Genomic DNA, 11,699 nt, shown 5'->3' on the forward strand with positions numbered 1-11,699 from the left:
GGCGCGCCGAGCCGCGACGGCGCCCCGGGACGCACGGGCGAGGACGCGCCGTCGGCCCCCTCCGCGATCGCGCTCACGCGCGCCGGCGACAACCGCGTGTACGCGATGATCGACGAGACCGGCGAGCGGCGCGACGTCGTGGTGCTCGACGGCGACCGGCAGGTCGTCGGCTTCCTCGCCCGGCTCTGGCGGTCCCTGCGCCTGCGCGGCATCGAGGGCCGCGCCGCGATCTCGCTCCGCGCCGCGGCCGAGCGCACCGCCCTGCTGACGTACGCCGCCCGCGCCGCCGGCGTCTGCACGCCCGGGCTGCTCGGCGTCGCCGAGTCCGCGGACTCGATGGTCCTCGTCCAGGAGCACGCCACGGGCGCGGTGTCGCTGCGCGACCTGCCCGCGGACGAGCTCACCGACGACGTGCTCAACGAGGCGTGGCGCCAGCTCACGCTGGCGCACGACGCGGGCATCGCGCACCGCGCCCTGACGTCGGACGTCATGCTCGTCTCGCGCGAGCCCGCGACCGGCGCGCCGCAGGTCTGGCTCACCGGGTGGGAGCAGGGCGATATCGCGTCCTCCGAGCTCGCGCGCCGCATGGACCTCGCGCAGATGGTCGCCCTGCTCGCGCTGCGCGTGGGCGCCCGGCGCGCGGTCGAGTCCGCCGTGGACGTGCTGCCCGACGAGGACATCGCCGCGATCGGCCCTCTCCTGCAGTCCGTCGCGCTGCCGCCCAGCACGCGCGAGGAGATGCGGCAGGACAAGGAGCTCCTCAAGGAGCTGCGGGCCGCGCTCGTCGACCGGCTGCCCGAGGCGGACGTCGAGCCGCAGCGCATCACGCGGTTCGGCGCCCGGACCGTGCTCACGATCACGCTGACGATCGTCGCCGTCACCGTCGTCGTCACGACGATCAACTTCGAACAGATCACCGAGGCGCTCGCCGAGGCGAACCCGTGGTGGGCGGTCGTGTCGTTCCTGCTCGGGATGCTCACCTGGGTGGGCGCCGCGCTCACGCTCGTCGCGTTCTCCCCGGCGCAGATCCCGATGACGCGCGCGACGCTCACGCAGGCCGCCGGGTCGTTCGTCGCGCTCGCCGCGCCGGCCGGCATCGGCCCCGCCGCGCTCAACCTGCGGATGCTCACCCGGCGGGGCGTGCCCACGCCCGTCGCCGTCGCGACGGTCGGGCTCGTCCAGGTGTCGCAGTTCGTCGTGACGATCCTCATCCTCGTCGTGCTCTCGACGTTCACCGGCGAGGGCGGCCTCGTCCAGCTGCCGTCGACGACCGTGCTCCTCGCCATCGGCGGCGTCGCGCTCGCGGTGCTCGCCACGCTGCTCGTCCCCGCGGTCCGCACGTGGGCCCTGGCCAAGATCCGCCCGACGGTGCAGCAGGTGTGGCCCCGCCTGTCGGAGATGCTCGGCCAGCCGGGACGCCTCGCCCTCGGGCTCGGCGGCAACGTCGTCATGACGCTCGGGTACGTCCTCGCGTTCGACGCCGCGCTCGCCGCGTTCGGCCAGGAGCTCTCGCTCGTCGACGTCGCCGTCATCTACCTCGTCGGCAACGCCGCCGGCGCCGCGGTGCCGACCCCCGGTGGTCTCGGCACGATCGAGGCCGCGCTCATCGTCGGCCTCACGGCCGCGGGCGTGCCCGCCGCGCTCGCCACGTCCGTGGCGGTCATCTTCCGCGTCGCGACCTACTGGGGACGTGTGCCGTTCGGCTGGGCCGCGATGCGCTACCTGCAGAAGAAGGGCGACCTGTAGGTCCGGCGCGCCGGAGGTCCTCGGGCGCCGAGGCCCACCGTGCCGGAGCCCGGGACGTCGGACCCTCTCGACACGACCCCGGGCCTGGATAGGCTCGCCGCGCACCCGCCCGGCTGACCGCCGGAGCGGGCGGTCGCCGCCCGACGAGGTCAGGAGCCCGCACGTGAGGATCGGAGTCCCCCGCGAGGCCGCGGACGACGAGCGGCTGGTCGCCGCGACGCCGCGGACGGTTGAGCGCCTGCGCACGCTCGGTTTCGACGTCGTCGTCGAGCACGACGCCGGGTCGCGGGCCACGTTCCCCGACGCGGCGTACGCCGAGGCCGGTGCCGCGGTGGCGGACACCGCGACCGTGTGGGGCAGCGACGTCGTCGTCGCGGTGAACGCGCCGACCGACGCGCAGGTCGCGCTCCTGCGCCCGGGCGCGACGCTCGTCGCGATGCTCTACCCGGGCAGCCGGCCCGCGCTCGTCGAGCGTCTCGCGGCGGCCGGCGTCACCGCTCTCGCGCTCGACGCCGTCCCGCGCATCTCGCGCGCCCAGGCGCTCGACGTGCTGAGCACGCTGTCGAACGTCGCCGGGTACCGCGCCGTCGTCGAGGCCGCGCAGGAGTACGGCGGCATGTTCGGCGGCCAGGTCACCGCCGCGGGCAAGACGCCGCCCGCGAAGGTCTTCGTCATCGGCGGCGGTGTCGCCGGTCTCGCCGCCGTCGGGACCGCTGCCAGCCTCGGGGCGCAGGTGCGCGCCTTCGACGTGCGCACCGAGGCGGCGGAGCAGATCGAGTCCATGGGCGGGACGGCCGTGCGCGCGCCGGAGGCGCAGCAGCAGATGAACGCCGACGGGTACGCGCGGCCGCTCACGCCCGAGCAGGAGCGGCACGCGCTCGACGTCTACGCGCGCGAGGCGGCCGACGCGGACGTCGTCATCACCACCGCGCTCGTGCGCGGCCGCGCCCCACGGACCCTCACCGCCGAGGCCGTCGCTGGCATGCGGCCCGGGAGCGTCGTCGTCGACCTCGCCGCGTCCGGCGGCGGCAACTGCGCGCTCACCGTGCCGGGCGAGCGGGTCGTGACCGACGGCGGTGTCGTCGTCCTCGGGTGGACCGATCTCGCCGGGCGCCTCCCGCAGCACACGTCGCAGCTCCTCGGGACGAACGTCGTGCACCTGCTCGAGCTCCTCACGCCGGGGCGCGACGGCCGCGTGGTGCTGGACCTGGCCGACCCCGTGCAGCGCGGCATGACCGTGACGCGCGACGGCGACGTGCTCTGGCCGCCGCCACCGGTCGCGGTGAGCGCCGCACCACCACCGGGTGCAGCCCCGGACGACGGCGCGCTGCCGAGCACCGCGCCCGGTGACGCCCCCGACAGCGGCGCCGGAGGCGGCGAACGGGCCGCCGTCGACACGGCGGAGCAGCGCGAGCGCCGCGGGCGCCAGCGGCTCGTCGGTGCCGCGCTGGCCGCGGTGCTCGTCACCCTCGGGCTGTCGTTCGCCCCGCCGTCTCTCGTCGGGCACGTGACGGTGTTCGCGCTCGCCGTCGTCGTCGGGTACTACGTCATCTCGCACGTCACGCACTCGCTGCACACGCCGCTCATGGCCCAGACGAACGCGATCTCCGGGATCATCCTCGTCGGCGCGCTCCTGCAGATCGGGTCCGACGACTGGCTCGTCACGACGCTCGCGTGCGTCGCGGCGACCGTCGCGAGCATCAACATCTTCGGCGGGTTCCTCGTCGCGAACCGCATGATCCGCATGTTCCGCAAGGACTCCCCGGAGGTGGCCCGGTGACCGCCACGTCCGTCGCGCAGGCCGTCTACGTCCTCGCCGCGCTGCTGTTCGTCCTCAGCCTCGCCGGCCTGTCCAGGCAGGAGACCGCGCGGCGCGGCAACCTCGCCGGCGCCGCCGGGATGGTCCTCGCGCTCGGCGCGACGATCGTGCTCGCACTCGGGACGAGCGCCCGGCCGGTGCTCGTGACGGCGCTGCTCATCGCAGTCGTGCTGCTCGTCGGTGCGGTCGTCGGCACGTGGCGCGCGCGCCGCGTCGAGATGACGCAGATGCCCGAGCTCATCGCGATCCTGCACAGCTTCGTCGGGCTCGCGGCCGTGCTCGTGGGCTACAACTCGTACCTCGCCGCGCAGCTCACCGCGCACGCGGCCGGAGGCGACGACGTCGCCCACCTCGTCGAGGTGCACCTCGGCGTGCTCGTCGGTGCCGTGACGTTCACCGGCTCCGTCGTCGCGTACCTCAAGCTCTCGGGCCGCACCCGGTCCGCGCCGCTGCGGCTGCCCGGGCGGAACCTGCTCAACCTCGGGGCGCTCGTCGTGAGCGTCGGGCTGCTGGGGTGGTTCGTCGCCGCGCCGTCCGTGTGGCCGCTGCTGGTCATGACCGTGGTCGCGCTCGCGCTCGGCTGGCACCTCGTCGCGTCGATCGGCGGCGGCGACATGCCCGTCGTCGTCTCGATGCTCAACTCGTACTCCGGCTGGGCCGCCGCCGCGGCCGGCTTCATGCTGAGCAACGACCTGCTCATCGTCACCGGCGCGCTCGTCGGGTCCTCCGGCGCGATCCTGTCGTACATCATGTGCCGGGCCATGAACCGCTCGTTCGTGTCCGTCATCCTCGGCGGGTTCGGCGCCGAGGAGGGCGCGACGGCGCCCGCCGGCGAGGGCGCCGCGGGTGAGCACCGCGAGGTGAGCGCCGACGACGTCGCGCGCCTCCTCGCCGACGCGCGCAGCGTCGTCATCACGCCCGGGTACGGCATGGCCGTCGCGAAGGCCCAGTACCCCGTCGCGGAGCTCGTGTCGCTGCTGCGCGAGCGCGGCGTCGACGTGCGGTTCGGCGTGCACCCCGTCGCCGGCCGCCTGCCCGGGCACATGAACGTGCTGCTCGCCGAGGCGCGCGTCCCCTACGACATCGTGTTCGAGATGGACGAGGTCAACGACCGCTTCGCAGGGACTGACGTCGTGCTCGTCATCGGCGCCAACGACACCGTCAACCCCGGCGCGCTCGACGACCCCGGCTCCCCCATCGCCGGCATGCCGGTGCTCCACGTGTGGGAGGCGCGCGACGTCGTCGTGTTCAAGCGGTCCATGGCCACGGGGTACGCGGGCGTGCAGAACCCGCTGTTCTTCCGCGAGAACACCTCGATGCTGTTCGGCGACGCCAAGGCGAGGGTCGAGGACATCGTCGCGCGCCTCCGGGTGGGCTGAGCGCGGCACCTCCGGGCCTCGCCGGTCAAGGTCGCGGGACGGTGCTCCTCGCCCGGCGCAGCACCGCCTCGGCGTGGCGCAGCACCGGGCCGTCGACCATGCGGCCGTCGAACGTGAACACGGTGTCCGCTCCGCCCGGGTTGGCCGCAGCGGCGTCGAGCAGCGCGCGGGCGTCGGCGACCTGCTCGGGCGTCGGGGCGTAGGCCTCGCGGATCACGGGAACGTGGCTCGGGTGGATGCACGCCGTCGCCGCGAAGCCGCTCGCGGCGGCGTCCTGCGCCTCGGCGCGCAGCCCGTCGAGGTCGGCGATGTCGACGTGGACGGCGTCGACGGCCGCCTTCCCGGCGGCGCCGGCCGCGAGGAGCACGCTCGCGCGCGCGTGCCGGGCGACGTCTCGATAGGTCCCGTCCGCGCGGCGGCTGGACGTCCCGCCGAGCGACGCGACGAGGTCCTCCGCGCCCCACATGAGCGCCACGACCTCGTCGCGGCGCGCGAGCTCCGGCGCGGCGAGGACACCCGCGGCGGTCTCGCACAGCCCGATCACGCGCACCCCGGGGAGCGTCGCGCCGAGCGCGGGCAGCGACGTCAGCAGCTCCGGGCCGGCCTTCGCGACCATGACGGTACGCAGTCGCGTGTCCGCGAGCGCCGCGACGTCGAGCGCGTGCTCCGGCGTCCCGACGGCGTTGACGCGCACGACGGTCCGGTCGGCGTCGAGCGTCGCGGACGCGTCGACGACGGCCCGCCGAGCGGCCGCCTTGGCCGCGGGCGCGACGGCGTCCTCGAGGTCGAGGATCACCGCGTCGGCCCGCTCGGCGGCCTTGGCGAAGCGGTCGGGGCGGTCGCCGGGGCAGAACAGCATCGCGGGGCCGAGGAGGAAGGACACGTGCCCGACGTCGGCGCTCACCACGCGCCCTCCCTGTCTCCGGCGCGAAGCACGGGTTCGCTGTCCGACCCCGCGCCGTCGGGCACCGCGGCCTCGTGCGCGGCGCGCGTCCAGAACAGCGCGGTGCGGACGGCCCGGGCGACGAGCACGCCGTCCTGGTTGCGCCCCCGGTGCTCGAGCGTGACGACGCCCTGTCCGGGCCGGGACGCGGAGAGGCGCTTGTCGAGCACCTCGGTCTCGGCGTACAGCGTGTCGCCGTGGAACACGGGCTTGGGGAACTCGACCTCGCGGAAGCCGAGGTTGGCGACGATCGTGCCCTGCGTGACCTGCCCGACCGACAGCCCGACGAGGGTCGAGAGCGTCATCATCGAGTTCACGAGCCGCTGCCCGAACGGCTGCGTCGCGGCCCACGCGGCGTCGAGGTGCAGCGCCTGGTGGTTCATCGTGAGCGTCGAGAACACGACGTCGTCGGCCTCGGTGAGCGTGCGTCCCGGGCGGTGGCGGTACACCACGCCCGGCTCGAGCTCGTCGTAGTACAGGCCCCGCTGGACCACCTCGCGCATGCCGCGTCCTCTCCTCACCCTCCGTGCCGTGCCGACCACGACCTTGCTCGCCGTCGAGCACGCGATCGGTGCCGTTCTGGCGTCCAGAACGACACCAACCTCGTGCTCGGCGGGAACCCGCGGCCACAGGAGCCGCGGGGTTACGCCTCCAGGCCCAGGCTCCTCGCGATGATCATGAGCTGCACCTCGGTCGTGCCCTCGCCGACCTCGAGCACCTTCGCGTCACGGTAGTGCCGCGCGACCGGGTTCTCGTTGAGGTAGCCGTAGCCGCCGAAGATCTGCGACGCGTCGCGCGCGTTCGCCATCGCGGCCTCGCCGCCGACGAGCTTCGCGACCGACGCCTCGGCCTTGAACGGCTTGCCGTGCACGAGCTTCTGAGCGGCGTCGTACCAGGCGAGCCGCGCGGTGTGGACGCGCGCCTGCATGCGGGCGAGCGTGAACGCGACGTGCTGGTTCTCGCCGATCGACCGGCCGAACACGACGCGCTCGCGCGCGTACCGCACCGCCTCCTCGAGGCAGCCCTGCGCGGCACCCGTCGCGAGCGCGGCGAACGCGATGCGGCCCTCGTCGAGCGCGCGCAGGAAGTTCGCGTACCCGCGGCCGCGCTCGCCGAGCAGGTTGCCCTCCGGCACGCGGACGTCGGTGAGCGTGAGCGGGTGGGTGTCCGAGGTGTGCCAGCCGACCTTGTCGTACGGCGGCCCGACCTCGAGCCCCGGCGTGCCCGCGGGGACGATGATGCTCGACAGCTCCTTGTGCGGCGTGCCGTCGGGCCCGGCCCGCTCCCCCGTGACCGCCGTGATCGTCACGAGGCTCGTGATCGGCGTGCCGGAGTTCGTGATGAACTGCTTGCTGCCGTCGATCACCCACTCGCCGCGCTCGAGCCGCGCCGTCGTCCGGGTCCCGCCCGCGTCGGAGCCCGACTGCGCCTCCGTCAGTCCGAACGCCGCGAGCGCCCGACCGGCGAGGAGGTCGGGCAGCCACCGCTCCTGCTGCTCGCGCGTGCCGTGCCGGTAGATCGGCACGATGCCGAGGCCGACGCCCGCCTCGAGCGTCACCGCGATGGACTGGTCGGCGCGCGCCAGCGCCTCGACGGCGAGGCACAGGGACACGTAGTCCTTGCCCTGCCCGCCGACGTCGCGCGGGAACGGCAGGCCGAACAGCCCCAGCTCGCCCATCTGCGCGATGATCTCCATCGGCAACCGTCGCTCGGTGTCGTAGCGGTAGGCGGCGGGCGCGACGACGCCGTCGGCGAAGTCCCGCACGACCTGGTACAGCTTGGCCTGCTCGTCGGTGAGCAGGGTGTCGACCTCGATCATGGTGCTCCTTGGGGTCTCGGAGTCCGCCGAGGTAGAGGGTTTCCCGCCGAGGTAGTGGCGGATCCCCTCTATCCCGGCGTGGTGGTCTCTATCTCGGCGGTCTGCGGCGCGGCGGAGGAGTGCGGTTCGACGACGGCGACGACCTGGTCGCGGCGCACGAGGTCGCCCGGTCGCACGGTCACGCGCGCGACGCCGTCGTGCGGCGCGACGACAGGGTGCTCCATCTTCATCGCCTCGACGGTGACGAGGACAGCACCGGCGGTGACCGGCTCGCCGTCGGCCGCGGTCGTGACGACAGTCCCCGGCATCGCGGCCCGCACCTCGGGGTCGGCAGGCCCTGCCGCTCCCCCGGCATTCCGACGGCGCTCGGCCCGGCGGCGCGCCGCCCGCTCCGACCGGTCGGGCGCCGCGAGCGCGAGGGCCCGCCCGTCGCGATGGAGCCACACGACCGCGGGCTCGCCGTCCACAGCGGGCTGCCACGCGAGCCGCACGCGCTCGCGCACACCGTCGACCGTGAGCCACCACGCGTCGTCGTCCACAGGATCGAGCTCGAGCGACGCCGAGACCCCGCGCGCCGCCGTCCCACCGGCACCAGGCACGCCTGTCCCGGCAGCGCCGTCCGCCGCGACGTGCACGACGGCGCCCCGCGCCGTCCCGACGACCCGCACCTCGTGCTCGTCACCACCCGGGCCGCTCACGTCCCGCAGCACGACGACGCGCGCCGCCGCCGGCGCGTTCAACCGCCACCCGTCCCCGGCCCGCCACGGACCCCCCTCCCCCGCACCACCGACCACGGACCTACCCACCGTCTCCGCCCCAGAACGGTGGCCGACCCCGTGCTCGGCGGACCGCGCAACGACATACAGCGCCGCCGCGACCAGATCCCCGGCCGACGGGCCCACCGAACCAGGACGCCCGTCGGCGACACCGTCGTCAGCGGAAGGCGACCTGACCTCGGAGGCGAGGTGCGGGGGAGGGGGCGCGCCGTCGTGGTCGGGTCTGGCGGGAGCGCCCGAGGAACGAGGGCGCGGATGGGAGACGGCGCGCCCCCTCCCCCGTTCCTCGCCGAACTGCACCAGCCGGTCGATCAACCCGGTGTCGAGCCGCCCCGCTCGGACGTCTCCGTCGGCGAGCAACGACCGCAGGAACCCGACGTTCGTCTCGACGCCGAGCACGACCGTCCGCCCGAGCATCGCGTCGAGCCGCTCGAGAGCCTGTTCGCGCGTCGGGGCCCACGCGACGGCCTTGGCGAGCAGGGGGTCGTAGTGCCCGCCGACGACGGATCCGCGCGTGATCCCGGAGTCGAGCCGCAGCGGGGCGGCGTCGGGTCCGGCGCGGACGTCGGCGTCGTCGTACGCGAGGACGGTCCCGGTGGAGGGCAGGAACCCGCGCTCGGGCGCCTCGGCGTAGACGCGTGCCTCGACGGCGTGGCCGTGCAGCGCGACGTCGTCCTGCGCGAGCGGCAGCGGCTCGCCGGCGGCGACGTGGAGCTGGAGCTCGACGAGGTCGAGGCCGGTGACCATCTCGGTGACGGGGTGCTCGACCTGGAGGCGCGTGTTCATCTCGATGAAGTAGAACTCGTCGGGCGTGGCGTCGGGCACGAGGAACTCGACGGTGCCGGCGCCGACGTACCCGACGGAGCGCGCGACCTCGCACGCCGCCTCGCCCATCCGCGCGCGCCCGGCGGCGTCGAGCAGTGGTGACGGCGCCTCCTCGACGACCTTCTGGTGGCGCCGCTGGAGCGAGCACTCGCGTTCGCCGAGGTGGACGACGTTCCCGTGGGTGTCGGCGAGCACCTGGACCTCGACGTGCCGGGGCCGCTCGACGAGCCGTTCGAGCAGGAGCGTGTCGTCGCCGAAGGACGCCGCCGCGACGCGCCGGGCGGAGGCGAGCGCTGCCGGCAGCTCGTCCGCGGACCGCACGACGACCATGCCCTTGCCCCCGCCGCCGGCGGACGGCTTGACGAGCAGCGGGTAGCCGACGTCGCCCGCGGCGGCGACGAGCGCGTCGTCGGGCATCCCGGGCTCCCCCGCTCCCGGCACGACGGGAACACCACGGGCGGCGACGAGGCGCTTGGCGGCGAGCTTGTCGGCCATCGCCTCGAGAGCCTCGACCCCCGGCCCGACGAACGTGATCCCGGCTCGTGCGCACGCCGTCGCGAGCGCGGGGTTCTCGGAGAGGAAGCCGTAGCCGGGGTGGACGGCCTCGGCGCCGGACGCGACGGCGGCCGCGACCACGGCGTCGACGTCCAGGTACGACCGCGTCGCGGGGGCGGGACCGAGCCGCACCGCGACGTCGGCCTCGCGCACGTGGCGCGCTCCGGCGTCGGCGTCGGAGAACACGGCGACGGACCGGACGCCGAGGCGGCGCAGGGTGCCGATCACGCGGCACGCGATCTCGCCGCGGTTGGCGACCAGGACGGTGGAGAACACGGGCCTCACATCCGGAAGAGCCCGAACCGGGCTGTGCTCTGCTCGGCTACGCCGAGGGGAACCAGGGGCGTGCGCGCGCACACGCCGAGGGCGAGGCCGAGCACGCGGCGCGTGTCGGCGGGGTCGATCACGCCGTCGTCCCAGAGGCGGGCCGTGGCGTAGTAGGGGTTGCCGTGCTCGTCGTAGTCGGCGCGGATGCCGTCGGCGAACGCGGCCTCCTCGGCGGGGTCCCAGGCCTCGCCGCGTGCGGTGAGCTGGTCGCGCTTGACGGTGGACAGCACGGACGCGGCCTGCGGTCCGCCCATGACGGAGATGCGGCTCGCGGGCCACGACCACAGGAACCGCGGCGAGTACGCGCGCCCGCACATGGAGTAGTTCCCCGCGCCGAACGACCCGCCGACGATCACGGTGAGCTTGGGGACGCGCGTCGTCGCGACGGCCGTGACCATCTTCGCGCCGTCCTTCGCGATGCCGCCCGCCTCGGCGTCGGTGCCGACCATGAACCCGGAGATGTTCTGCAGGAACAGGAGCGGGACGCCGCGCTGGTCGCACAGCTCGACGAAGTGCGCCCCCTTGAGCGCCGACGCGCCGAACAGCACGCCCTGGTTCGCGAGGATCCCCACGGGATGCCCGTGGATGCGCGCGAAGCCGGTGACGAGGGTGTCGCCGTACTCGCGCTTGAACTCGTGGAACCGGCTGCCATCCACCAGCCGGGCGACGATCTCGCGCGGGTCGTACGGAGCTTGTACGTCGGTGGGCACAGCGCTGTACAGGCCGGCTCCGGGGCCGCCCGGGTCGTCGGCGCCGACGGTGGGCGGCTCGCTCGGCGCGACGTCCCACGCGGGATCAGGGTCGGGCGGGAGGGTCGCGACGATGCGGCGCACGGTGTCGAGCGCGTCGTCGTCGTCCTCGGCGAGGTGGTCGACGACGCCGCTGCGCCGTGCGTGCAGGTCGCCGCCGCCGAGCTCCTCGGCCGTCACGACCTCGCCGATCGCGGCCTTCACGAGCGGCGGCCCGCCGAGGAAGATCGTGCCCTGGTCGCGCACGATGACGGTCTCGTCGCTCATCGCCGGCACGTACGCGCCGCCCGCGGTGCACGACCCGAGCACGGCCGAGATCTGCGGGATCCCTGCCGCGGACAGCTGCGCCTGGTGGTAGAAGATCCGCCCGAAGTGGTCCCGGTCCGGGAAGACCTCGGCCTGCCGCGGCAGGAACGCGCCACCGGAGTCGACGAGGTAGACGCACGGCAGCCGGTTCTCGAGCGCGATCTCCTGCGCGCGCAGGTGCTTCTTCACCGTGAGCGGGTGGTACGTGCCGCCCTTCACGGTCGCGTCGTTGCACACGACCATGACCTGCCGCCCGCTCACCAGGCCGATCCCGGCGACGACGCCCGCGGCCGGCCACGCGCCGTCGTCCACGCCGTCGCCGGCGAGCGGCGCGATCTCGAGGAACGGGCTGCCCTCGTCGAGCAGGCGGTCGACGCGGTCGCGCGGCAAGAGCTTGCCGCGCGCCACGTGCCGGTCGCGCGCCGACGCCGGGCCGCCGCGCGCGGAGGTCGCCG

At 74.7% G+C, this 11,699-nt stretch carries 8 protein-coding genes; 3 read left to right on the forward strand and 5 right to left on the reverse strand.

Features of this window, described 5'->3' with window-relative positions; translation table 11 throughout:
- The 3 genes from JZ5iCDA_RS11705 to pntB all read left to right on the forward strand — a co-directional run.
- A partial coding sequence (locus JZ5iCDA_RS11705; RefSeq protein ID WP_139123082.1) for a flippase-like domain-containing protein occupies positions 1-1,746 on the forward strand: 1,746 nt, incomplete at its 5' end.
- A gap of 163 nt (positions 1,747-1,909) precedes the next feature.
- Complete coding sequence (locus JZ5iCDA_RS11710) at positions 1,910-3,526, forward strand: Re/Si-specific NAD(P)(+) transhydrogenase subunit alpha (protein WP_069387339.1); 1,617 nt, start codon at positions 1,910-1,912, stop codon at positions 3,524-3,526.
- Positions 3,523-4,944 (forward strand): Re/Si-specific NAD(P)(+) transhydrogenase subunit beta, encoded by a 1,422-nt coding sequence (gene pntB / locus JZ5iCDA_RS11715; RefSeq protein ID WP_069387340.1) that lies wholly within the window; start codon positions 3,523-3,525, stop codon positions 4,942-4,944. Before JZ5iCDA_RS11710 ends, pntB begins: the two co-directional genes overlap by 4 nt.
- Before the next feature lie 25 nt (positions 4,945-4,969).
- Here pntB and JZ5iCDA_RS11720 read toward each other — a convergent pair whose 3' ends face one another.
- From JZ5iCDA_RS11720 to JZ5iCDA_RS11740, 5 genes are all read right to left on the reverse strand, one after another.
- Positions 4,970-5,803 carry an HpcH/HpaI aldolase/citrate lyase family protein gene (locus JZ5iCDA_RS11720; protein ID WP_139123084.1) on the reverse strand — a complete coding sequence of 278 codons (834 nt, stop codon included), beginning with the start codon at positions 5,801-5,803 and terminating at the stop codon, positions 4,970-4,972.
- A 41-nt stretch (positions 5,804-5,844) separates the two neighbouring features.
- Entirely contained in the window at positions 5,845-6,390 is a 546-nt protein-coding gene (locus JZ5iCDA_RS11725) for a MaoC family dehydratase (RefSeq protein ID WP_069387341.1), read from the reverse strand.
- Positions 6,391-6,530: 140 nt separating this feature from the next.
- The gene (locus JZ5iCDA_RS11730; RefSeq protein WP_069387342.1) at positions 6,531-7,706 is read right to left on the reverse strand and encodes an acyl-CoA dehydrogenase family protein; all 1,176 of its coding nucleotides are present in this window, start codon (positions 7,704-7,706) and stop codon (positions 6,531-6,533) included.
- A 68-nt stretch (positions 7,707-7,774) separates the two neighbouring features.
- Positions 7,775-10,138, reverse strand: coding sequence for a biotin carboxylase N-terminal domain-containing protein (locus JZ5iCDA_RS17985; protein WP_083259946.1), 2,364 nt, complete (start codon positions 10,136-10,138; stop codon positions 7,775-7,777).
- A 5-nt stretch (positions 10,139-10,143) separates the two neighbouring features.
- Positions 10,144-11,699, reverse strand: a 1,556-nt coding sequence (locus JZ5iCDA_RS11740; protein ID WP_069387343.1) for a carboxyl transferase domain-containing protein, incomplete at its 5' end; no start/stop codon positions are given.

Origin of the sequence: Cellulosimicrobium cellulans, from assembly GCF_001722485.1 — a bacterium.
GTDB classification, from domain to species: Bacteria; Actinomycetota; Actinomycetes; order Actinomycetales; family Cellulomonadaceae; genus Cellulosimicrobium; species Cellulosimicrobium cellulans_A.

Coding starts and splice junctions, on each gene's coding strand:
- JZ5iCDA_RS11720 (WP_139123084.1), bottom strand. CDS start 5,803: ATGCTGTTCTGCCCCGGCGACCGCCCCGACCGCTTCGCCAAGGCCGCC.
- JZ5iCDA_RS11725 (WP_069387341.1), bottom strand. CDS start 6,390: ATGCGCGAGGTGGTCCAGCGGGGCCTGTACTACGACGAGCTCGAGCCG.
- JZ5iCDA_RS11730 (WP_069387342.1), bottom strand. CDS start 7,706: ATGATCGAGGTCGACACCCTGCTCACCGACGAGCAGGCCAAGCTGTAC.